The following is a 23,495-nucleotide window of genomic DNA, read 5'->3' as shown; positions in this document are numbered from 1 at the left end:
CATCGAGAGGTAAGCAAATCACACTTTGCTGCGGTGCATGAGTCGGGATTTGGCCCTGCGCTGACGTGCCTTCGTCCTCCGCCAATGCCGATTTTGGTGGCAAAGCGGACACCGCCTTATCGAGCGTCCGGTAAGGGCCTTTTATGAGTACGCGCCCCAAGCCACTCTGCGAACCTTGCCTGTCGGGCAAACCACCCGGATGTGCACGCGCCGGGGGCGCGTCGTCCATGCAATCCTTCATATGGCGGACTTGCCGTTAGCTCGTTCGCTCGTATGGAACGTCCCGACGATCGGCATCCTTATGAATGTTGCCGGGCTATTCCTGAAGTGGCGGTCCCGTTCGGCTCGGTCCACAGCCAGCCAACGAGGCCGGCAAGTGCGCTGCAACTCGCGGTCACAAGCATGATCGTGCGCAGCGCGCGTTCAAATGCGGCAACCACCTCTTCATGAATGCCGGACTGTCCGGACATAACGGCATTCAGGGCTTCGTTCGCTTGCGGGGGCGTTGGTCCGACAAGATGATATGAAAAGCTTGCAAACAACGTTGCCCCGAGCGCTGCGACCGCGAGCAGGCCGGCTATTCGCGCGACCGCGTTGTTGACGCCGGAAGCAATACCGGCGTGGACGTTGCCGGCGGCAGCCATCACTGTTGATGTTAGCGGCGGAACCGTGATCGACATGCCGGTGCCCAGCAGGAAGATCGACGGAAACACTCCGACCCAAAAAGGTTGCCTGAGATCGACAACGGCAAGCATCGCCAAGCCGCAGGCCGCGATGATGGGCCCCATCGTGAGCAGCGACCGCGGCCCCAAACGGTCGGTCAGAGTGCCTGCGAAGGATGCGCCGAAACTCATGATCAGGGCAAAAGGCAGCAATGCCGCTCCAGCTTGTGTCGCGGAGTAGCCGCCGAGCCGGATCAAGCCGAACGGTAGATAATAGAGAGCGCCACGGAGCGCGAAGTAGAGTAACAGCGTCAGCGCATTCGTTGCGGAAAAGTTCCGTGATCGGTAGAGCGACAGCGGCATCATCGCCCATTCATGGAGTCGGGCTTCGATCGCGACGAATAAAGCAAGGAATGCAGTTCCCATTCCGAGGGCGGCCAGCACTGTTTTGTCGCGAAATCCCGCCGTCGGAATGGCACTGAGACCCAACGTGATCGTAGCGAGGCCAATCGCGACTGTGACGGCGCCGCTCCAGTCGAGTTGCTTCGCGTGCGGATCGCTGCTCTCGCTGGCGAAGCGAAGCGCAAGTCCGGCCGCGGCAATCGCGAGCGGGACGTTTAGCAGGAAGATCGCCCGCCATGAGACCTGATCGACCAGCCAGCCACCCAGCGGCGGGCCTGCTGCCAACATCAGTGCACCTGCGCCTGCCCATATCCCGATTGCCTGGCTCCGCTCGTGCTCGTCGAAGCTCGCTCCTAACATTGCCAGACTGGCCGGCGTTAACAGGGCGGCGCCAAACCCTTGAACCGCGCGGCTGACGGTGAGGGCCGCAATGTTTGGCGAGAGCCCGCAGGCGACGGAGGCAGCGGTGAAGACCGTAACGCCCAGAACAAAAATCCGGCGTCGACCATAGAGGTCGGCGGCGGAGCCACCGATCAGCACGAGCGCACCCAGCAACAGCATATAGGCGTTGACGATCCACTGTGTTGCTGCCGCATCCGAATGTAACGCCTGTTGGATTGCGGGTAGCGCGATGTTCACTACCGACCCGTCGAGGAACGCCATGCTCGACCCGACTATGGTCGCCGCCAGCGTCAGCCACTTGCATCTTTGCGACAGAGCCCGGTCAAAACAGGTTGTCGCCTGGATGATCCCCGCGTCGCAGGCGGCCGTGTGAATCCAACCATTGGATGCTCGAGAAAGACGGTTGCCGCCGGTGGGGGTGCGCCTTGCGTATACAGTTAGCAATACTCGCCCGTCGCCGCGTCTTGATCTAGTGACAAACCGGAATGGGCTAGCGCCAACCCGTTAGTTCCAAGCCTGGCAGTGCGCTATGGCTAGGGACGCGCCCGACGACTAGGCGCGTCCCAAGTCCAAAGCCGACAATGGGACTTTGGCGAATGACCGCTTTGCGCCACAAGCGCCCGCTCTCGGTCCGATGGATATGCTGAGCACGTCGGGTAGGCCCAAAACCAGGCTCTGTCTTCGGTGCGAAGTTGCGCATTATGGCGTCACAATGGCAGACTAGATCTACTCGCGTTTCATCGTCTAGCTTTGAGCGCCGAATGGACCTCGCCTAACATCATCTCCGTGCTGTGACCACCCGGATGAAGCTTAGTTGGAGGAAGCACTGTGAACGCAAATTGGCCAGACATCCCGTTCGAGAACTGGCGCGAGACATGTTCCGCGCTCCATATGTATTCGCAGGTTGTGGGTAAGTACCGACTTGCACGAACGCCTTGGCTCAACCATTCCTGGCACGCGACCCTCTACGTTAACGCACGTGGGTTGACGACTTCGTTGGTACCGGACGGGGCTGGCATTGAGATCACCCTCGATCTCCGGAAACATGCCGTCATCGGAGAAGCAGCAGACGGGCGCACGACTGAGCTTCCGTTAGGACCGATGTCTGTGGCTGACTTCTATGCATATTTTCTCGAACTCGTTCGGCGTATTGGGGGCACGCCGGAGCTTCACGACCGACCCAGCGAGGTGCCAGCCCCCATCTCATTTCGCGATGATCGGCAAACGAGGCCCTACGATGCTGCAGCCGTGACAAGGTTCTTCGAGGCGCTCGTGCTCGCCAACAATGTATTCACCCGATTTCGAACCGGTTTCATCGGAAAGGCTAGTCCCGTTCATCTCTTTTGGGGCAGCTTTGATCTAGCGGTCACGCGCTTCTCCGGACGCCCCGCGCCCCTCCATCCGGGTGGCATTCCTTCTTTGCCGGACGAGGTGACCCGCGAGGCATACAGTCATGAAGTCTCGTCGGCAGGTTTTTGGCCGGGCGGCGGCGGCACGGACTTTGCGGCCTTTTACTCCTATGCCTATCCCGCTCCTGCAGATCTTGCGGACGCGAAAGTGATGCCCGATGGAGCCTACTTCGACCGGAAGCTCGGGGAATTTCTCCTGCCTTACGATGTGGTGAGACAATCAGCTGACCCGGAGGTAGCGCTGATGGCCTTCCTGGAGAGCACATATCTGGCCGCAGCCGACCTCGGGCATTGGGATCGCAGGGCCCTCGATTGTCCCACCGGCGTAGCCCGCCGACCGCGGCCATTGAGTTAAGGGGCCCAAGGTCCCACAGCTGATGTTCAACTTGAAGACAGCGAAATCGATAAACTCTGAATTACCGGCAAACTTGATCGCTCGCGTCGACGAGGTGGTTGAATAGCTTGGTCGCCATGTCGGCTTCTGGTTCGCTGACCTGCAACCAGATGGCTTCGCTGTCTGGTTTTGAAGTGATTGTGTTGAAAAAGTCGCGCTCGCGAAAGCACCTATAGCGCCAATAAACCAAGTGGCATGACCTGGACGGCCTTTATCCTACTGTTGGTGATGGCGATCGCAGCCTCGAAGTTCGTGCGCCATTCGCTCGCGGTGCTCGCCGCGATAGTGACGATCGTCGCACTGGTCTGGGTTTTGGCGGGGCACCCTCGGGATCCGCCACTTGGAGGCACTCGTTCGAGTTCGACGTCTCGCAGTACTCCATAGGTCGGCCGTGGAATTTTGCGGGGCCAAACCCCTCAGCGGTGCCACGGCAATGGTGTAAGCAGTGGTCGTTAGACTCGATTCGTTTGGCGCGCTCATTACCGCCGAGCACCTCGCCTCGGCATTGAGCCTAAACCACTTATGCCGAGGTCGCCTTTCGGCTCGATCCCGCTCCGGCTCAACGTGCCGGGGATGACCGAAGAAGTCCAGCGCGATCTCTCTACCGAGACAACCTGAGATGCAGCGGGTCGAGCAAGTTTTTCTACAGATTCTCTCCCTCCAGCGAGAATGGTTCAATGAATCCTGCTGAAGCACTGTCTCGAAGATCTGGCAGTCCAATTGCGAAGCTAACATGCGAAACGGAGTCAGTTCGCGAACTGATAAGGTTTCATACGAAACGGAGTCAGTCGGTGGACTGATAAGGATTTCGTTGAAATCTTATCAGTTACTGGCCGGCTGCCGTTGGGTGAGGGCAAACAATCCGGTCGGGGCCTCTGGCTGACTACCAACGCTCACCGCCGATCACCCGGATTAAACGAGTGACCGGCGGTCAGCTGTGGGGCTTTCCCAAGAAGCTTGCGCAGCCGAAGCTGGCGGTCGAGATCGACACGCGTCGGCACAAAAACATATCACACTAAACCGCCGTCGCGGTAGAGCACGACGGCTCGACGCCCGCGTGTAGGGAAGTGGCTCGGGCTCTGCCAGCCTTTAGCTGCGCACGGCTGCGCGGAAGCCGACGAAGCTCAAGGCGCCCGCCACGATGACGGTAATCCAGCTCGCCCAGAACGGCACATCGACGCCATTCAAGGTGACGGACCACCCCATCACAATACGGATCAACTGTAGAAGTGCGATTAGGGCAAAGATGGCGGCGGCAAGTGTGCAAAAGGTTCTTATGGTCATTGCCCGTCTCCGATGGCAGAGGACGTGCTCGTCCCCTGCAGCCAAAATGGGGAGGGACCGGCGCCGCGGCCACTCCCCTCAAGCAGGGAAGTGGCTTAACTGAGCCATTCTCGATGTGTCACACGATCGCCGTTTCGCGGCGCCGCGAGTTGGGATCACTTCCCGCCTTCGGCCCAAATGCGAGGTGCGCAATGTCCGCTTTTTGGTCGCTATCGGGAGAAAAGCGGACGTCGCACGCAATCCGCGGGCGGTGTTACGCGTCAGAAATCTGTATGCGGCAATCAGTGCCACAATGCTCGCAAAAATCAGCAGTGCTCCGATAATTCGACGTTATCAAGACCTTCTCCATTCTGCGTGCATCTGATCGCAGAAGGCGAGCGCGCGCGTTGGTCAAGTCAACAACAGGCTTGCTGTGTCACATGGCATGCGGATTTGCGCTTGGGTAGCCGGCGCGCGGGCTGCACTTGTAATCTATGCGTGAGGATTTGGCGCCTTGCGCGCTTTACTCACCAGTAAGTTCTAGCGATGGAGCCGAAACGGCAAGGGCCTGCGCACTCGGAAGCCCTAGGCAGAGTAGAGGCCGGCTTTTAGTTGCCGAAGGGGCTCACTGTTTGCGCGGAGTGGCGCGTGTGAACCGCCCATTTCAACACAATGGACAAAGTGGAGCGCATTCTGAGAGTGGCGGCAGATCTTATTGCGATTGAACGTGATAAAACATGCGCATGCCGGGAACACGAAGCGTCGCGCGCACGATCTCTCTGCGGATCCGCCGGTCATTGCCGGCGCGCCGGGTATCGGATGTGTATGCTGAAGATCTGTCCGGACTACGCGATCAGATCGTTCATTTGCAGAGCAAGATAGAGAAGAACGCGCTGCTCGTTTGCGGCAAGCCGAAGGCCCGTCATTCGCTCGATCTTGTCGAGCCGGTAAGCGACGGTTTTCTGGTGGGTGCGAAGTTCTTTTGCCGCAGCTTGCTGGGAACAATTGCACGAAAAGAAAGCCCGCAAAGTCTGCAAAAGGATTTCGCGTTGTGGACTCCTCTCCTCCAAGAGTTTTCCCAAAGTCTCTTTTGCGAACTCGCGAAAGTCGGTGCCGTCACGGATGCCCATTAGAAGCCCGGCGACTCCGACTTCATCGAAACCGACAACGCTGGTCCTCCGACTCTGACGAGCGACATCCAACGCAATATGAGAATCCTTCCATGCTGCAGGCATGAGCATCGGATCGGAGCAAGGTCGGCTTAAACCCACGTACACGAGTGAGCCGGGAACACGTCGCATGATTTCGGCCACGAGGCTCTGGACGAAATCTCTAGGCCGCGCGCCGTCGCAAGTCGAAATAACGATAGCGAGTTCGTTTCCGCGCAATCCCGACAGCTTAGCGATGTTGCGCATCGGTAAGTGATTTGGCGCTTCGGCGACGGAGCGGCGGCGGCTTTCGATCTCTCCGCCGGTTAGGACATTTGAGTTGTCAGGTTTGTCGAGACCGTCGATACGACAGACGGCTACACAATATTCAGCGGGAATTTCAGCATCCAGTTCTATGGCCCGTTGAAGAGCCAGCTGCCGAAGGTGGTCGGCTCCTTCCAAGAGATCCCAAGTCAACGTCGCAAGCTTGTCGCTAAGTGCACGTGCCGCCGCTCTTTCCTTGGTTTGATGAAGCGCGGCGGTAACGCACAGTTCTGTAATAGCGAGCTGTGCGCTCTCGTTCTCGATTTCCGGATCGAGCATGATCGCCCAGCCCAGCTGTTCCGATCCTGCCGTTATGCTCTGAAAGGCGAAGCGCAGTTTCCCGGCAGATATCGTTCTATATCGGGTTTCAGAACCCCGATTTTGCGAAATCCCGATCCGAATGGTGTGGAGAACTCCGTCTGTGGCTGCCGTTCTGGGATGGCAAGCCTGCACATCCAAGTGTTTGTCCAGAACAATAACAGCAGTTCGAAGATGTTGGTGTGCGCATTGCGCAATTTCGGACAGCCCGCCGCCATCTAGAAGGGTGGAGATAAGGCTTTCCTGCAGAGCTGCGGAATTGCGGATGACGTTATACCGCTGCTGGAGTTTGGTATGGGCGTCTTCCAGCTTCTGAGCGGCCAATTCGCGCGCGTCAAGCAGGGCAGCGTTCTCGATCGCAAGAGACGCTAGATTGGCGAGTGTAGCGAGTTCCGCCATGTGTTGAGGTGTAAACGTCGACGGCTTGCGCCGCCAAACCTCGAGGACGCCAATCACCTGTTCCTGGGACATAAGCGGTACCGCTAGAGCGGAACGGACGCGTTCGGCCCGCGCTAGGCTCATGAAGTCACGGCTGATGATCTCGCTTTGAACGTAGTCTTCTATCGAGCATGGCTTGCGTGTTTCGAGGACGCGGCCGCCGACGCCCTGTCCGGACTTCATGCGAAGGCTGGCCGTCTCGGCTGCCAGATTGCCGGTACAGCGCTTCATCACCAATGCATCTTCCTCGAGAAGCATGATGCCGCAGATGTCGGCGGAAAGTCGTGCCTTTGCTTCGTGGGTTATCTGAAGAAAAATCTCCTGAAGATTGCGGCTCTTTAGGATCTTGTTCGCTACGCGCTGAAAGACGCGGATAGCTTCAAGTTTGTCAGGATTGCCGCAGTGGGTCTCGCTCGACGCAATCGCGAGCCTGAACACTTGGGATAAGGTCGCGACATTGTCGCGCAGTGGGCCAGAATCGGTCACTCCTTCGACGAGAAGGGCGACGCTGCCGACCTGGACCGGAACGAAGATCGAGTCATCGAACTGGATTATGTCAGCCAACGCATCTGGAAGACTTTCGATCAGGGCTTCATCGGCGCCATCGTTGAGCTTTTCCCATTCGCGCCAAGCACCTGCCGAACGAACGAGCAGCCGAACCTCGCGAGCAGAAAGAAATTTGCGAAACAAGATGCGAGCTTCGGCAAAGAGCGTCTGTGGTCCGCGATCAGCAGCATTGGCGAGCGTGACAATCGATTCTCTCAATAGCTCGGGCGCAAAGTCCGGATGTCCCTCAAGCATTCCTTTCTGCGCCAGCAGTGCGGTCCTACTCATCGAGCTTTCTCCCGCCGGCACGAGGTACACCGCTTTTGTTCTTATGGGCACGAACGTTTCTTGTGCGATGCAATATTGTCGCCGATCGACTAAGAGCTTGCTCTGCTTGGCCTAATTTGGCAATGGCGGACGAGGATCTCAATCAGACCCGGGGGTCGATGACGGCCTTCATGATCCTCTGAGCCTTAAGATCCGCATAGGCTTGCGAGGCGTCGCCAAACCCAATTCTGCGATCGACTACCACCGTTGGATCGAGAGCGCCGGTTGTGATGAGTGACAGGAGCCGGGAGCGGAGGCGGATGGAATCACCAATTGCGAACCCTAGCGTGAGTTCGTTCGCAAAGCCTCTCGCCAAGGGAAACGGCCAAGTCTCAGCCGCATGGGCGCCTACGGAGATGATCCGGCCACGCTTTCGCACCAGGTCAAATGCGGCCGTCAGGGCGGAGGCACTCCCTACGGCCTCAATGATAACATCGGCGCCTTCTCCGTCGGTCAGGCGGGTGATCAAGGCGCGAGCCTCTTGTGGTGATGCAGCGAGGCTGCCGTTGGAGCGGGCGAATTCGCGCCGCGCTTCGCTCGGCTCTACCACGATGACTGCGCCTGCTCCGGCAGCCTGGGCCGACAGGCTGGCAAGCTGACCGACCGTTCCGCCGCCGATGACCGCAACGATTTCACCGGGTGAGAGGGCGCTGCGTTCTACGGCGGCCCAGCCCGTCGCTAAATTGTCGCCGAGCAGGATCGCAGCCTCGTCGGAACAGCCTTTTGGTATTAATCCGAGCGTCGTGTCGGCGTACGGGACCCGTACAAGCTCGGCCTGCGCCCCCGCCAAGGCCGGCCCGAAGGAAGTGCCAGTCCCGAAAAAGGCTCTCTCCGAGCACTCCCAATGGTCGCCTCGGTCGCAACATCGACAATGGCCACAGGCGGCGAAGTCAGACGCCATGACCCTGTCACCAACCTTGAACCGGGTCACAGCACTCCCGATAGTCACGACCTCGCCCACGAATTCGTGGCCGATAACGGCGCCCGGCCGGATGCCTGCGAAATCGCCCGCGATGACATGCAGATCGGTGCCGCAAATGCCGGCTAATTCGACGCGAACCAAGGCATCCCCGGGCAGCTCGAGTCGGGGCGGGGGTACGTCCTCTACCGCAACAGTGCCAGATCCCTGGTAGACGACTGCGCGCATGTCATCCCAGCTCAGAAATGCGTTTGGCGATGCTTCGGGCGGCTTCCGCGAGCGCGGCCTGCTCGTCGGGCCGCAGCGGCAGTTTTACGATTTCCTTCACGCCATCCGTGGCTAGCCGGACCGGCAGACCTATTCGCGTGTCCTCGACACCGTAGGCGCCTGCCGATTGCACGCACGCGGCGATCAGGTCACTGCCGCCTTTCACCATGGCCGCCACCATGGACGCCGCCGATTCAGCTGGCGAAAAATATGCGCTTCCCTTTTGAAGGAGTTTGACGACTTCGGCTCCGGAGTCGCGCGCACGTTCCACGATCGCGGCGAGGCGGTCTTTTGCGATCAATTCCTCCAGTGGCCGACCGCGGACGGTTGCGAGACTCAATGGGATCACCATCTCCGTGCCATGGCTCCCGAGTGCGATCGCGCTGACATCCTGTGGTCGGGCGATACCTTCCAGTGCGATCAGCGAGCAGAAGCGAGCGCTGTCGAGCACGCCCGCCATTCCAATAATCCGGTTGGAGGGAAACCCCGTTCGCCTCGCCATCAGATGGGTCATCTCCTCAAGCGGGTTGGTCACGACGATTGCCACCGAATTGGGGGCATAGCGGCGGATCCCGTCGGCAACGCCGCTGACGATTTCCGCGTTCACGCCGGTCAGGTCGGTTCGGCTCATGCCCGGCTGGCGCGGCCGGCCGGCCGTCATGATGATGTAGCTTGCGCCCTCAAGCGCCGACAGGTCGGTGCTTCCTTCGATCTTGGTCGTAAATCCGCGGAGCGAAGCGCTGTGCCACATGTCGAGCGCAAGCCCGGCAGCAAGTCCGGGAATGATGTCGACAAGCGTGACCCGCGAGAAAAGCGACGTTTCAGCGAGACGGAGAGCCGTCATGGCGCCGACGTGACCCGCGCCGATGACCGCTGCCCGCGGTCGATCATCACGAGTTTTGGTTTCCGACTCTCCTAGAACCCGCATCTTCGGAGGGACCGGTGCGCCACGACGGTAGAGGGCGCCCGACAGCGCTCCGGGTTGAACCGAGCTGGCGCCAGCCGACAATTTTCTTCCGGGCGTGGGCTTGGCTGGTGCTTGAACTATCGCTCGCAAAGCGGGTGCAGCAGGCGGTGCCGTTTCCTTCGTCGATCCGGACCGTTCGATCCGGACGTTCAACTCCTTGGCGCGATCGGCCGCGAGCGGCGTCAGAATGTCTCTCGCCCCGATGACGAGGACTCCATTCGCATTTTGGACGTCCGCAACGGAGACGACGCTCATGCCTTGCCTCCCAACTCCTCGAGCGACGCGACAGCAGCCTTCGCAGCAGCTTCGACTTCGCTCTCGGTGCCAGAGATGAATAGTCGGCCAAACCGGCCGACCGCACGAACTTCGATTAAGCTGATATTGGCAGCCTTTTCCGCTTCGTTGCCTGCGAGTGTCACGTAAGCCGCTGGCGTTGCTTCGAGCACGAACAGGCTGGACCTCGGCAGCAGCAGATTGCCCTTGCGCCACTTATTGATGAGCTGCGCCTGATACGGATTTACATTGGTGACGAATTGCGATGAGGCGATCGTCGGTCGCACACGGTCTTCTTCCTTGAGGCCAAGATAGTCCAGGACGGCTTGGCCAGCGGCCAGCACCTCTGATTGTGTGCGGGAGTGGATTTCCAGAAGACCAAATTCGCGTTCGATGATCTGAAGGGCCGGCCGGACATCCGCCGCCTTCAACGCGATGTCCGCGCAGCGAAAGATCTCGTTTCCGGGAGCCACTTCAATAAAAAGTTCGGACATACCAGCGACCGGGACGTCTCCCTGACACGTGGAGGCGACATGCGCGGCAGCTTGAGGCTGCATGCTGTCGATGAAAGCATAGGTGCGGAGTTGGAAATCCATGGGGTCAGCTCATTGCGATTCCGAAGGGGGTTACGAGTTCCGAGTGCGGGTAGGCCCAGGTCTGAATTCCACTGAAGCCGGCGACGATTGCGGCCGCGTGAGAAACCCGGACGGCACCCCCGACGAGGTGGATGGATTCAACGGCATGGTTTCTGATCTGGCGAACGATGGAGCTTGCGATCCGCTCGATACCGGGACGGAGGATGTGAGAGTAATCCTGATCGCCTCGGCGCTTTCGTTCCTCGGCTTCCTCCACGGGAATCCTCAAGGCGCCCGCCAGGATCAGATCCAGATGATGGCCGCCGCCGGGCTCGTCATCGAGCGCAATGATGATGCCGTTCGATACGACGCCGACGCCCGTCGAACCGCCACCGACATCGACGATCACGCCGTCGTGCAGTCGAAGCAAAGCCTGGGCCGCAGTGACCTCATCGACCAACTGGCGGCACGTAATGCCCGCGTTTTCCAGGACGTAGCGACAGGCTCTCGCTTCGGCCTGAGGTACTCCTGGAGGAAACGCGGTCGCCGCTGCAGCAATTTCTCGTTCCAGAACGGACGTTGCCGTAGCTTTGAGCTGCCTGACAGCAGTGACCGCGTCCGCGAAATTGACGACAACGCCATCGCGCACGGCCTGGCAGGGGAGGCAGTCCCAGTAGACGGGGCGCCCTTGCCCGTCTACAGCCGTCAGAACGATCGTCGCCGTTCCGAGATCAACACCAAACGACAGGGGCAACTCTGACGAGCAAGTCGAACTGCGAAATGTCGCAGCCGCCGTTTCGAGAAACGCAGTCACTTCCTGACTGACAGTTGACTTAGGTGATCTCGTGCGCGCGAGCATGCTCACAGCCCCATGTTCGCTTGATAGAGCGAGCGCCAGGGTCGCACTTCGTGAGCGATACGCTTGATGTTGATGAGATGGAGCGGGGTCACGTTGTCAGAGACGATCGAGCCGCTCCAGGTACCCGTTCCGAGCATGAAAGACGGGTCGGTCGCGCAGCTATAGCCCATTCCGCCGAACAGCGTTGGCGTGTTGATTACGATGCGACCGGCCGGGAGGGCCGCCAGAGTGGCGATGACCCGATCGTCCTCGCAATGAAGACCAAGGGTGTGGCCCTCTCCGCCAAACGCAAGAATCTGCCGGCACCGCTCGAAGCCGGCCGGAAGGTCCGCGGTCCGGTAAAACGACAGCACAGGTCCTAGAATCTCGCGGGAGAGGCGCGCCTGTGGGCCTACTTCGGTCAAATGGGCGCCAAGCACCTTGCAGTCACCGGGTACGCTGAGATTGATCCGCCGAGCCAGTTCTTGCGCGGAAAGACCTACCGCCTCAGGTCTAAGCTCGCCCTTGTCGGTAAAGATGATATCGGCGAGCCGTTTCTGATCTGGTCCACTCAGGAAAAATGTTCCCTGGGCCGCGAACGCGGCGATGCCGGCTTCGGCAATCGGTTCGTCGAGCACGATCGATTGCTCGGCGACGCACGCCGTGCCGTTATCGAAGGACTTTGACGTGATCGCCATCAGGGCGGCTTCCTTCACGTCCTTCACTGAGCGATGAATGTAGACCGGCACATTGCCGGCGCCGACGGCGAATGTCGGTTTGCCGCTCGAATACGCGGCGCGCACCATTCCCGGCCCCCCGGTCGCCAGCACCACCGAAACATCCGGGTGCCGCATCAATTCGCCGGTAGACTGGATCGTTGGAAGGGAAAGACAGGAGATCAGACCCGTAGGCGCGCCGGCCTTGACCGCGGCTTCGGCCATGATTTCCGCGGTACGGATGCAGCACTTGACGGCGCGAGGATGTGGAGCGCAAATAATCGCGTTTCCTGACTTGACGGCGGCCAGACACTTGAAAAGGACGGTCGAAGTTGGGTTGGTGACCGGAATAATGGCCGCGATCACTCCCATCGGAGAACCGACGGCGGTCATACGGTTGACTTCGTCCACCCACAATACTCCGACGGTCCGCATCGGCAGCATCGATGCGGCGACGAACTTGGTATTGTAGAGGTTCTTGAGAATCTTATCCTCGTAAACCCCAAACCCGGTCTCATCGACAGCCATTCGGGCGAGCTCTTTGGCGGCCGCGGTGCCCGCATCCGCCATCGCCCGAACGATGTTGTCGACTTTTTCCTGGTCCGCGCCAGAAAATGCCTGGAAGGCCAAGCGTGCTTCACGCGCCTTGCTCCGCGCGTCCGCCAAACCTGCCAAGTCGGAATCAAGATCCAATGCCACGCCCATGGACTTGCTCACACCTTCTCATTTCAAGAATCAAAGGGAAGGATCGCGATCAACCCTTGCCGAGAATTCCCTCGACGTCCTCGTGAGGCCTGGGAATGACATGCACTGAGACGACTTCGCCGACCTTTCCCGCCGCCGCCGCACCCGCATCCGTTGCGGCTTTCACGGCGCCGACGTCGCCCCGGACCATGACGGTTACCAGGCCGCCACCAATCTGTTCGCGGCCGATGAGCCGCACATTGGCGGCCTTCACCATGGCGTCGGCCGCTTCGATAGCGCCTACAAGGCCTTTCGTTTCGATCAGACCAAGTGCGCCTCTGGGCTGACCCGTCGTCGGGGTGTTCATATGCATTGCTCCTTGCTTGGGTTGAGATTGAGACTTCGACAGGCGTCGCCGCCGGTCAGGTTTTCGAGTAGGCATTTTGAGTGCCGATCTGAACGGAATCGACGACAGCAACGATCGCGGCGTCGGTCGGGACTGTTGGGTCGGAAACCCGCGCTGCGCTTCCCTTGGTCACAAGCACGACTTCGCCTTCGCCGACGCCGACGAGATCGATGGCCACATAGCTGCTGGGACCATTAGCGGCTGTCAGTTCCTCGGCAACTGACAGGGGCGTTACGACGAGCAGTTTGAAAGAGTTCAGGCCGGACGACTTAACCGTCGAAACGACGGTACCGACCACACGCCCGATCTCCATAGCGCACTCCCTAGACGCGATTGTAGGCGTTCGACAGAAGCCATTTCTTGAACTCTAGGAGCCCATCGTGCCGAGCGTCATTCTCTCGGCCGGATAAAAAGCATCTGCCCGATTTATCTTGCGCACCCATAGCGAGGACATCCTAAATGCGGATGATGGCTGTGCTCGCAAAGGGTGCCGCCAAGAGCGCCGCTAGGGAGAAACAGAATGATTCAAGACGAAGACGTCCATTTTCATAAGGCGGACTCGGGCACCCCGAACTGGGCGGAGACCAATTTTTTTGGGTTCTTCAATGCCGAGGCCAAGTTGAACGTCGGCGTTTACGCCCTGTTCCGCCCCAACCTGGGCATCGTCAGTTCTACGATCTGCATGAACTCCGGGTTCGCCAACGCCCCCTGGGAGGCGGACTTCTGTGATCTTCGGGCATCGATGCCGATCCCCGAGCCGCGCGACCTGAGCAGGTTCACTCTCGAGAATTCTCTGAGCATCGAGTGCCATCGCCCGAACATGGACTGGCACATCGGTTATGACGACGGTGAGGGGACGCTGATCGACGTGGAGTACCGCTCGATCATGCTCCCGTTCGATATCCATGATCCGGACATGGATCCTATGAAGGCGAAGGCGCTGAAAGAGGCTGAACAGGGTGGCAAATTCGCCTGGGGCACGGCTTACAACGGGCATTTCGACCAGACGGGCCACTTCTTGGGGAAGGTTGCGATCCGCGGGAAGACCTTCCCGATCGACTGCATTTCGACCATGGATCACAGTTGGGGCCCGCGGCCTGAACGCGGCGCTCCCAACATGAGCTGGCTGCACGCACACTTCTCGAAGGATCTGGCCTTTCATTCCATCTTCAGCTTTGATCCCAAGACCAACGGTCGTGATCTGTCGCTTGCCCACGGCTACGTCGTTGAAAAGGGCAAGATTTTTGGATTGAAGGCCGCCCATGGCACGACAAAAAGGTCGCGGGATCGTTACGCGGACGAAGTCGAGCTTGTACTCATCGACAGCAGCGATCGAGAATGGAAGCTGCGCGGCAAGGGACTGACGACCTTTCCTTGGCAGTGCTGGCCCAACATGGTGTCCTTCAACGCGCTTGCACGCTGGACCTGCGAGACTCTCACCGGTTACGGAGAAGTACAAGATTTCTTCGAGATGCCACAGCTCACCGCGTTGAACTCGAAACCGGAAACGCGGATCCGCGCCGGAGCATTGGGATCGCCATGAATCCGGTCCGCGCTGTTCTCTTCGACCTCGACGGGACGCTGGTGCAGACCAGGGAGGCGTCGTGGCGCATCTTTGCCAAGACGAACGCTGCCCTGGGGCTTGGTATCAACAGCCAGGCCGAGTTCTTTCGTCTGCTCGAAGACAACATGTTTCATGGTTTGCAGAAACACTGCGGCGATGATCGCAAAGCTGGCGCGGCCGCCAAGCATTTTCTTGACCTGTTGCAGCGCGAGTACAATCCGGAGTTCGTGCCGGGGATGGCTGATGTCGTGCGGGCCTTCGCTGGAAGCTGCTCGCTCGCCGTCATCTCGTCTAATTCCGTGGGAACCATCAGACGTGTGCTGGACCGCGAAGGTCTTACACACTGCTTCTCGCATGTCTTCGGTGGTGACGTCGAACAGGACAAGCGGGCGTGTGTGAGGCGCTTCCTGGCGGATCGGTCGTATCTGGTCAGCAGAAATTGCTCGCCGGCTTATCGCGAAGGTCATGAGCCGGAGGCCCCCCGCGCCGATCAGATTGCGCTGATTACGGATACGGTCGGAGACGTCAAACACGCGGTGGAGTGTGGCGTCCGGGCCATCGGCGTGGCCTGGGGCATGCATACCGAGCAACAACTGCTTGTGGCCGGTGCGGAATTCGTAGCTGTTTGGCCCCAGGAACTCGTGGCGCGCCTGCTGCCGGGTGGCTTTGCCACAAGCTGCTCGGTAGAGCCCTTCGCCGAAGGGGGATCGAATTCCGCGGTTAGTCGGTCCGGCTGTGCTTGCGGCTGTCAAGATAACGACTTAGCCGACGCCGCAGCCATGCGTAGACGTCGAAGGATGGCGGCAGCCGCATCACTCGATCAGCGCACAAGCTGCGGCGTCGAGAGCTCTTTCGCACCGACGGCCGCGCCTCCAGCGAGCGACGGCACCTTTGATACGCTTCTCTTGGCGAGCCTTCGGCGCCTGAAAAACAACGACCCGCCAGCGTTACGATGATTGATCTTCCAACCACAGCAAACAGACAGGGAGGAGTTTAGATGAGCTATGTCGCGGAAGGATACAATAGTTTCGAGACCAAGAAGACCCCATCGGGAATCGTTAGGTATCTTCCAGATCCGAAGTCCGTTATTGCTCTGATCCAGAGCGGCAAGCTGAAAGAGCACATCCTCCTTGTCCAGGGCGGAACGACGACATTCCTTGCGCCGGCGCTGAGCATGGGCGCCATCGGCGTGATCACCATGTCCGGTGCGCCGGAGTCCCATCTCGGAATCCTTTCTCGCGAATTCCAGATGCCTTGCGTCATGACGGCCTACCTCACCGGCAGTGAATCTCGCTATCTCACGGGCGCGAATAACGACGCCCATTTCGCGGCGATCATCAAAGCACTCGACGGCAAGAAAGTGCAGTTGCACTGCGAAGACAGAGAGACGGGCCGCGTCGCTGTTCTGAGCTGATCCACGCAAACAAAATCCGAGCCGAGGAGGAAACAGATGTCTACCTACAAGGACCGCTACAAGTCCGCTGACAACGGTCTACGTTTTCAGGATCTGGTTTATCAAGGCAATTTCAAGGGGATGGACCCCGTGCCTGACGGCATTCTGGGCGACAAAGTTCTGCGGCAGCGCGCCAAGAGCAAGGTGCTGGAAAAGGTGAGCAAGGAAGACGTCCTCAGAGATCAGTTCACGGTCGACGAGCTCAACGATCTCAACAACTATCTCGCTTGGAATATCTGGGACGTGCTCGTGATGCGCGCCACGGAGGGCGTTTCGGGCATGATCCCTCGCCAGGAGTACGAGATCCTCGCCTTTATGCACGAGTTCTATCGCTGGCCCGAGATTTTGGAGATGACGACCAACGAGGTCGGAGCGCAAGGCATCGTAGACATCGGCGCGTCGGCGAGGCGAGAGATCGGCACCAAGGTGAACTGCGTTCATGACTGGTGCATCGGGGCCGTCGGCTTCGGCATGGGCCGTTGCGGCCTTCTGGCGCTCGAAGCCATCCAGCCGCAAGACTATGTCCGGGAAAGCAATATCATCCTGAAGTTCATGCAGCGCGTTCTCTGGGGCAAACGCCAGGACGGCTATATCCTGAACTCCCAGGACCGCTATCGCTGCAAGATCCATGAGAAGGATATTCTCGACAAGCTGATCGGTCAGGTCGAATATTTCGAGCCGGCCAGCGACAAGCACGACACTTTGGTGCGGTTCAACGCCGCCGCGGAGTTGCTATCGTTCCTTGATCACTACGATTGCCGGCTCGGATTGGGTGATACGGGGCCCTATGAGCTTCCGGATGGGAAGATCATGATCATCCGTGACCTGTTCACGAATGAAGAGGTTTACGATTGGAGCGACGTGTGCGACCACGAGAACGTGCCTCACTGCTATACGATCTGCCTCGTGATCGATCCGAGCAAGATGGGGTTGGATGAAATCCGAGTAAACGACATCTCGACGACGTTCACCCGTCCAAAAAACTACATCGAGCATATCGTCGGTGGTGCCGTTCTTGTGCGCGAGAAGTGGAATACACCGATGGGCGAGGTGTATCCCCTGAAGATTTCGGAATTGGACAAGCGCTTGGAGGGAATTCAACAGGCAACTTTCAAGCTCTATACGAAGTTCTCTCGCATGTCGCGCCGCACGCTTATCACCAACGGCATGTACGTGTACTATATCGACATGATCCTGCCGCATCTGCGCTTGGCCGGCACCTATGAAAAGGCTTGCAAGGATTACGAATTCTGGGAGATCGACCAGCGCGTGTCGAACTACTATTACGACATCGTCAAGCGCGGCTTCGCGCAGGCGACGGTGCCGCAAAAAATCTTCTCGGGCGAGGGATATCTTCCTTTCCCGGATAATGTGAGCCTCACCAGGTCGAAGTATTACTGGAAATAGCACTCAAGTGTCTTGCCGAGCGCGGCACTGCGTCGCGCTCGGTTCGGGCGTCGATTGGATGGAAGATGACAGTTTTGAGCGAACAAGAGTTTCGTGTGCTTAACGGCGCCCATCTGAAGAAGATGGCTACCGCCGCGGAATTGGCGAGCGCTGTCGGTCTCGATGTTGCAGTGGTCGAGCCTGTGCTCAATGCGGCGGCCGGTAGTGGCCTCTTGATGGCCGCCGAAGGAAGGCACCTGCTTCTGCCCGAGGGGACGAGCGCAGTACATGAATATTACCGGACCGCCTACGAAGCGATGCGCTCCAACGACCTCGTACTTGCGTGGTACGAGCGCTTCGAGACCGTTAACGAGCAGTTCATCAAGCAGGTCAGCGAGTGGCAATCAACTGATGGAGACGAGCGAGTTCAGTCGCGCCTCATCAAGACAGTCGAACGGCTGACCAAGAACCTCCGGGAGCTTACTCCGATCGTTCCTCGCTATGAGACTTACGTCGACCGGTTCGGCGGCAGCGTCGCCCGGATCGACCAGGGGGAGAAGGACTTTGTGTGCAAGCCTACGATCGATTCCGTTCACAACATCTGGTTCGAGTTTCACGAGGATATTCTCACGGTCATCGGGCGTCCGAGGGATACTTGAATGCAACTGCGCGTGGCGACTGGCGTGATGGATGACAATTTCGTTCGGGATGTGACAGATAGCGTTGTAGAAGACGCGCTGCGTTTCGGTGGCAAGGCGAGCGGCCTCGCCAAGATGGCGCGCGCTGGAATACCCATCCCTCCCGCCTTCGTCATAGGGGTCGATGGTTTCCGTGAATTCAAGACTAGTGGAGGAAAAATCGGGGAGCGGTTGTTGTCGCAGATCCACGATGCGATAGGCACTCTGGAGAAGCAATCTCAGCGATCGTTCGGGGACCAGGATAGGCCCTTGCTCGTATCGGTGCGCTCGGGCGCCCCTGTCAGCATGCCCGGCATGATGGATACGATCCTCAACCTCGGACTAACGTCGGCATCGGCCCTCTCCCTCGCACGCGGCCCCGGCGGGAGTGACTTTGCGCTCGACACATGGCTGCGCTTCTGGCGTATGTTCGCCGACATCGTTTTGGGGATTGACCCATCCGATCTGGCCCATTCTGTGAAGGACGCGGAATCGACCGCAAGGAACGAGATCACGGCGTCCGCTTTCCAAAATCTCGAGCGATCGATCCTCGATCATATTGAAGCGGCATGTGATGCCGCCAGCGCCGATCCGTTCTGGCAACTTGAACAAGCAGTTGAAGCTGTGTTCCGGTCCTGGGACAGCGCACGAGCGAAGGCATACCGAAAACATCACGGAATTTCCAACGACCTTGGAACAGCCGTCACTATTCAGGCTATGGTTTTCGGCAATGCGGATGACAATTCGGGATCGGGCGTGGCGTTCACCCGGAATCCGAATGATGGGAGCAAGACTCTCTACGGCGAATATCTGATCGGCCGCCAAGGCGAAGATCTCGTTTCCGGGACACACACACCGATCGATTTATCCGACCCCAGTGCGCTCGATCCTGGCCTTCGACAGGCCTTCGAAAAGCATAGTCAGACCCTCGAAGGGCTCTACGCGGATGCAGTCGATATCGAATTCACCGTTGAATCCGGGAAGCTGTATCTGTTGCAAGTGAGGCCAGCCAAACGAACGGCGGCGGCCGCCATCAAGATAGCGGAAGACCTGGTCGCGGAGGGACTTATCGACGAGCGGACTGCGCTGGCGCGAATCACTTCCGAGCAAGTCAGAAAGGTATCGCGGCCGTCTTTCGACGAAAATGAGCTTGCGATGGCGCTTGTGGTGGCGCAGGGACTTGGATCGTCGCCAGGCCACGCCTGCGGCGCCGCGATTCTCGATGCAGACCGAGCCGCTGATCGGGCTCTGGCCGGCGAGGCCGTCATTCTCCTGCGTCCGACGACCAGTCCGCAGGATATCAGAGGAATGCTCGCCGCAAATGGGGTGATTACCGCGCGAGGCGGAGCGCTCAGCCACGCCGCCGTCGTTTCTCGAGCGCTCGACAGGCCCTGCATTGTCGGCTGCGATGCAATTGCCATCGACGCAAGCCGCAAGACGTTCTCGATCGCCGGCAAGACCTACCGCGAAGGCGATAAAATCTCGATGGACGGAGGAAGCGGAAAGGTTTTTTCGGGAGCCATCAAGCTTAAGGCGGCAGGCGTTGGCATGCCTTCACTGCGGCGCATTCTGGAATGGGCAGATCGCAGGTCCGAAACCTCGGTCTGGATATCGCCAAAATCCGGCGACGAGTTTCTCGAAGCAGCGAGCGCGGCTGTGCCGGCGGGTAGCGTCGTCAGCGTCACCGACCTCATCATCGCGAAAGGCACCGTCAGCCGGTTCGTCGAATTGACGTCCGCGGCGGGACTTCCGAACGGGCCGCGAGCCATTGCGGATGAGATTCGTTCGATAGTGTGCGAAGCTTGTGCTTCCGCTTTTTCGGGACCCCCGCGTGGTTCGGTCCAGTTTCGGTTGCCGCGGGTGAGTTCGGATCGGGCCCGCCGCTTAATAGAGAACTGGCAGGAACTGCCGCCGGGCTTCTTTTTGCCTCTCGGTTCTTTGACTTATCTTCGGGCAATATTGCTCGGGATATCAGCCGCCGCAGAGAGCGCTCGATACCGAGACGCTACCGCCCTCATCGGAGGCATCGCAAGTTCCTCCGAATTCGTTGCGTTTCAGCGGGAGGCTCGACAGATGGGGCTAGGCGCAGGGGCAATGATACAGAATGCGATGGCCCTTGATGATGTCGTGCAGATAGCCGAGTCGGCCACGCCGATCTGGGTAGATATCGGAGATATCGTGCGCACGATGTACGGCTTTCCTATCGAAGTGCAGCAATCGCTGGAAGTGCTCGACCAATATGTGAAGGATGATCTTGTTCGCGCTAATCCATTTCGGCGGCTTCCAACTTATGTGACCAATTTGCTGGCGGCGGCAGCCGCCGCGGCAGAGAAAAGCGTATCTGTTGGAATTGAAGGCAGTGCGGTCCCGCCGGAACTTCTCGTCGAGCTTCATCGAATAGGATTTCGACGTTTTTCCGTTTCGATTGGGCGGCGAGATGAACTCCGCTTTTTGCTCGGGCGTTCGCAGAAGGAGTAAGGCATGGCGTTGCAAGCACTTGGATTGGTTGAGACGAAGGGATTGGTAGCCGCGATCCAGGCTGCCGATGCCATGGTGAAGGCCGCAAACGTGAAACTTGTCACCAAGCAGCAGCCAGGTGGTGGGCTCATTTCCATCATCGTTCAAGGTGACGTTGGAGCGGTAAAAGCTGCCGTCGACGCGGGAGTGGCGGCTGCAAATCAGATCGGCCAAGTCGTATCGGCGCATGTAATTCCGAGGCCGCACGATGGCATGGAAGAGATTCTGGAGCGACCGGCGGTTCGATAGTTGTGTGTGGCCGGTCTATCTCGAGTTCGCGTCGCGCTTGAGACTCTTAATCAGCGGCTCTGTCAGATTCGTGAATCTTACGTCGCCACACGAGCGTGCGTGGCCGAATGACGGCGCTTCTGGCGGTCTACCAAGACGCGAGGTCTGAAATTCGACTGCCCAACGATAAGAAGACGGTGATTCTAGAGTGGGTTTAGCAATGTAGAGGACCAGTGCTCGAACCTCCGACGCACCCCTTAGTGCGCCTCTACTAATGGCAGCCACATAGTCTCCCGCCACGCATGCGCCCAGCCGTTGCAAAGCGCCGCTGGGAATGTAAACTTGCCAGTATTTTCCGACGATCTTTAACACTCTTGCATCCGACACCGAACCGATTGCCTTTAGATAAGCTTTTCCTTTGGGGGTACCCATGCTCGATACCGCGACCACCACGCTATTGCGCGCGGTCCTAGACGAGGTCTGCGAGAACGTCGCCCGTCATGAGACCGGCGCCCGCGCCTATGTTGCCTCTAAAATTTTGGAAGCCGCTACCAGAGGCGAGACGTCGCCAGACGGTCTTCAGCACGCTGGTCGAGCAGCTTTGTCCGAGGCTCCGACCACGTGGCGGTAGTCGCGTGAGGCCGAGATGAATTTTCAGGTCACCGTCCTGAAGATTTTGGTGAGCCATCCCGGCGGTTTCGCCGTGCTGGCCGATCTCAAGCGCGATATGGCGATTTTAGCCACCAGCGGCAGCGACTGGAGCGAGCGTACCATACGCCCAGTATCGCGTGTGCCGGATCTAGGTATCTTTTCTCAAGGTCTAGTCGATCGCCTGAACGGTGGGTGGCGGATCACCGATAAAGGGCGCGCTGTATTGGCGCTCATGGAAGCACGCCCTGCCGCTGCAGACGAGGTAAACGCAGAAATTACGCGGGGCCAGTCCCGTTCGTCAGGGGGGCCCTGCAATTCCCGGTCGAGAGGAGCCGGCGCGATCGCGAACGCCGCGAGCGACGGCGCGCCGCCCGGCAGCGAGTACGGGCGAATGCTTCCTAACTGGGACGCCTCTTCAGGCGTCGGGATCTTCGCCAAATGCTAGGTCAACTTTGGATCTCTCTGAGGTGGGCCACGGCTGGGCCTCCGGGTCAAAGGCGTGATGACCGAAAGTTCGCCAGGTGAAGCTGTCGGGCCTCTCTCAAAGACGACGCAAGGAAGCCGAGGCGCTCTAGCACAAGCCTCACTTCGTCAATGCCATCGGTGCCGAAGCAAAGCTGTTCTCGCAGCGGGGGCGCGCAACGATATCGCAACGAATTGGGTGATATGACCGTGAACAAAACGGGACGGAAACAGAGGCCACGGCGAGAAAAATCAACAACTTGGAACATGTTCACTGCGTTCGGGACGCAGGGATCAGATCGCCACTTGAACCGAGTGGCGGTATCGGTGGTTGCGCTGAACCTACTAATCGATGGCCTTGTAGTCGCAGTTGATCCCGTAAAGTCAGAATAGCGCGTGTTCAGATATCAGGCAGTGCAATGACTACGATCGTGCGACGAATGCCCACTTTCGGTCGGATAAGCCCAGTGGTGCGACCAGGAAGTCATTGATTGTTCTCAACCCGGGGCTGTCTCAAAAGGCGCGCACCCGCCTGACCTGCGAGCCCAATCGGATTTCTCCCCGCCAGCTTTTTTTCCAGTGACCGGGCGGGCAGCCATAGCCGCGCCAGCCCACCTTCCTGCCGCGGCTCCATCAGGCGGTAGCCGTCGCCGTGACGTTAACCATGCCCGTGGCCCAAACTGTGCCCGCCCTTTAGTCGCCGTTGATCCCAGCGTCGGCAGCAAACGGAGATCCTGCTGGCATCGCCGCGACAGCAGGCTCGGCGTAGCAAGGGCGATACATGGCTTGTAGCTGTTTGCCGCGAAGGAAGATCATTCTGCGGGTAAGACCGCCGCGATTTGTGATCCATCGCCGTACTTGGGACGGATACCCCGAATAGAGTATCTGGGTTGCTTCAGGATTAGTGACAATTCGGCCATTGCCAGCGAAATCAAAGGCCGCGTGAAACCCGAGTGTCGCGTTCGAGGTGACACAAATCTTGTTGTGAGGGATTGCCGAGAGGAGGATGGTGCAGGCCGAAGCGCAAAGGCCATCAATCATCACCGTTTGGCCTGAAGCGCGGAGTTTGCTGTACTTATCGACGTACGTCCCGATCTGCCCACCTGGGTCGTCCGCAATCCGAACCGCTGCATTGCCTGCCCCTACGCTTGCAAGCAAAAGCGCTGCCGTGAGCAGCGCAGACAGCGATAGCGTCGGATTGGTCATACCTCTCTCCTAGCGGCAATATTTTCTGCTGCTAGCGGCAATATTTGCCCTGAGCGCTCCAGTGCGTATGTGC

Annotated in this window: 22 protein-coding genes; 10 read left to right on the top strand and 12 right to left on the bottom strand. The window is 59.0% G+C overall.

Annotated features, from left to right (window positions below):
* Together Q2941_RS37525 and Q2941_RS37520 are read right to left on the bottom strand one after the other, a co-directional pair.
* Positions 1 to 229 (bottom strand): hypothetical protein (locus tag Q2941_RS37525; protein ID WP_458195641.1); only part of this gene is annotated, 229 nt, incomplete at its 3' end.
* A 70-nt stretch (positions 230 to 299) separates the two neighbouring features.
* A complete protein-coding gene (locus Q2941_RS37520) occupies positions 300 to 1,910 on the bottom strand; it encodes an MFS transporter (protein WP_458195640.1) in 1,611 nt (536 codons plus the stop codon).
* A 384-nt stretch (positions 1,911 to 2,294) separates the two neighbouring features.
* Here Q2941_RS37520 and Q2941_RS37515 point away from each other — a divergent pair, with 384 nt between their 5' ends.
* The gene (locus Q2941_RS37515) at positions 2,295 to 3,230 is read left to right on the top strand and encodes a DUF5996 family protein (protein WP_256575875.1); all 936 of its coding nucleotides are present in this window, start codon (positions 2,295 to 2,297) and stop codon (positions 3,228 to 3,230) included.
* A gap of 1,128 nt (positions 3,231 to 4,358) precedes the next feature.
* Here Q2941_RS37515 and Q2941_RS37510 read toward each other — a convergent pair.
* The 9 genes from Q2941_RS37510 to Q2941_RS37470 form a co-directional block, all read right to left on the bottom strand.
* The gene (locus Q2941_RS37510) at positions 4,359 to 4,553 is read right to left on the bottom strand and encodes a hypothetical protein (protein WP_027527146.1); all 195 of its coding nucleotides are present in this window, start codon (positions 4,551 to 4,553) and stop codon (positions 4,359 to 4,361) included.
* Positions 4,554 to 5,377: 824 nt separating this feature from the next.
* Positions 5,378 to 7,594: a helix-turn-helix domain-containing protein gene (locus Q2941_RS37505; RefSeq protein WP_156944768.1), complete on the bottom strand. Its 2,217-nt coding sequence runs from the start codon at positions 7,592 to 7,594 to the stop codon at positions 5,378 to 5,380.
* A gap of 142 nt (positions 7,595 to 7,736) precedes the next feature.
* The gene (locus tag Q2941_RS37500) at positions 7,737 to 8,696 is read right to left on the bottom strand and encodes an alcohol dehydrogenase catalytic domain-containing protein (protein ID WP_245288239.1); all 960 of its coding nucleotides are present in this window, start codon (positions 8,694 to 8,696) and stop codon (positions 7,737 to 7,739) included.
* A gap of 85 nt (positions 8,697 to 8,781) precedes the next feature.
* A complete protein-coding gene (locus Q2941_RS37495) occupies positions 8,782 to 9,939 on the bottom strand; it encodes a malate dehydrogenase (protein WP_210164187.1) in 1,158 nt (385 codons plus the stop codon).
* A gap of 98 nt (positions 9,940 to 10,037) precedes the next feature.
* Positions 10,038 to 10,655 carry a BMC domain-containing protein gene (locus tag Q2941_RS37490; protein ID WP_254107326.1) on the bottom strand — a complete coding sequence of 206 codons (618 nt, stop codon included), beginning with the start codon at positions 10,653 to 10,655 and terminating at the stop codon, positions 10,038 to 10,040.
* A 4-nt stretch (positions 10,656 to 10,659) separates the two neighbouring features.
* Positions 10,660 to 11,493 carry an ethanolamine utilization protein EutJ gene (gene eutJ / locus Q2941_RS37485; protein WP_458195639.1) on the bottom strand — a complete coding sequence of 278 codons (834 nt, stop codon included), beginning with the start codon at positions 11,491 to 11,493 and terminating at the stop codon, positions 10,660 to 10,662.
* Positions 11,494 to 11,495: 2 nt separating this feature from the next.
* Complete coding sequence (locus tag Q2941_RS37480) at positions 11,496 to 12,905, bottom strand: aldehyde dehydrogenase family protein (protein ID WP_254107322.1); 1,410 nt, start codon at positions 12,903 to 12,905, stop codon at positions 11,496 to 11,498.
* Positions 12,906 to 12,942: 37 nt separating this feature from the next.
* Positions 12,943 to 13,239: a BMC domain-containing protein gene (locus Q2941_RS37475; RefSeq protein ID WP_027527153.1), complete on the bottom strand. Its 297-nt coding sequence runs from the start codon at positions 13,237 to 13,239 to the stop codon at positions 12,943 to 12,945.
* A 55-nt stretch (positions 13,240 to 13,294) separates the two neighbouring features.
* Positions 13,295 to 13,591 carry a EutN/CcmL family microcompartment protein gene (locus Q2941_RS37470; protein ID WP_027527154.1) on the bottom strand — a complete coding sequence of 99 codons (297 nt, stop codon included), beginning with the start codon at positions 13,589 to 13,591 and terminating at the stop codon, positions 13,295 to 13,297.
* Positions 13,592 to 13,798: 207 nt separating this feature from the next.
* On the opposite strand from Q2941_RS37470, the gene Q2941_RS37465 reads away from it, so the two are divergent.
* The 9 genes from Q2941_RS37465 to Q2941_RS37425 all read left to right on the top strand — a co-directional run bounded on the left by Q2941_RS37465 (position 13,799) and on the right by Q2941_RS37425 (position 22,199).
* Positions 13,799 to 14,821 (top strand): DUF7064 domain-containing protein, encoded by a 1,023-nt coding sequence (locus tag Q2941_RS37465; protein ID WP_458195638.1) that lies wholly within the window; start codon positions 13,799 to 13,801, stop codon positions 14,819 to 14,821.
* A complete protein-coding gene (locus tag Q2941_RS37460; RefSeq protein WP_458195637.1) occupies positions 14,818 to 15,798 on the top strand; it encodes an HAD family hydrolase in 981 nt (326 codons plus the stop codon). The genes Q2941_RS37465 and Q2941_RS37460 overlap by 4 nt, the downstream gene beginning before the upstream one ends.
* A 41-nt stretch (positions 15,799 to 15,839) precedes the next feature.
* Complete coding sequence (locus Q2941_RS37455) at positions 15,840 to 16,256, top strand: PEP-utilizing enzyme (protein ID WP_027527157.1); 417 nt, start codon at positions 15,840 to 15,842, stop codon at positions 16,254 to 16,256.
* Between the two features lie 36 nt (positions 16,257 to 16,292).
* Positions 16,293 to 17,702, top strand: coding sequence for a hypothetical protein (locus Q2941_RS37450; RefSeq protein ID WP_027527158.1), 1,410 nt, complete (start codon positions 16,293 to 16,295; stop codon positions 17,700 to 17,702).
* A gap of 74 nt (positions 17,703 to 17,776) precedes the next feature.
* Positions 17,777 to 18,340 (top strand): hypothetical protein, encoded by a 564-nt coding sequence (locus tag Q2941_RS37445; protein WP_254107319.1) that lies wholly within the window; start codon positions 17,777 to 17,779, stop codon positions 18,338 to 18,340.
* Entirely contained in the window at positions 18,341 to 20,836 is a 2,496-nt protein-coding gene (locus Q2941_RS37440; RefSeq protein ID WP_458195636.1) for a pyruvate, phosphate dikinase, read from the top strand.
* Positions 20,837 to 20,839: 3 nt separating this feature from the next.
* The gene (locus Q2941_RS37435; protein ID WP_027527160.1) at positions 20,840 to 21,124 is read left to right on the top strand and encodes a BMC domain-containing protein; all 285 of its coding nucleotides are present in this window, start codon (positions 20,840 to 20,842) and stop codon (positions 21,122 to 21,124) included.
* 409 nt (positions 21,125 to 21,533) lie between these two features.
* Positions 21,534 to 21,734, top strand: a complete 201-nt coding sequence (locus tag Q2941_RS37430; protein ID WP_458195635.1) for a hypothetical protein — start codon at positions 21,534 to 21,536, stop codon at positions 21,732 to 21,734.
* 15 nt (positions 21,735 to 21,749) lie between these two features.
* Positions 21,750 to 22,199: a hypothetical protein gene (locus tag Q2941_RS37425; RefSeq protein ID WP_458195634.1), complete on the top strand. Its 450-nt coding sequence runs from the start codon at positions 21,750 to 21,752 to the stop codon at positions 22,197 to 22,199.
* A 710-nt stretch (positions 22,200 to 22,909) separates the two neighbouring features.
* Here the strand turns inward: Q2941_RS37425 and Q2941_RS37420 are convergent.
* Entirely contained in the window at positions 22,910 to 23,422 is a 513-nt protein-coding gene (locus Q2941_RS37420) for a hypothetical protein (protein WP_027527162.1), read from the bottom strand.
* Positions 23,423 to 23,495 lie beyond the last annotated feature (73 nt).

It is taken from the genome of Bradyrhizobium sp. UFLA05-153 (assembly GCF_054185185.1).
This window is presented reverse-complemented; position numbering and strand designations above follow the sequence as displayed.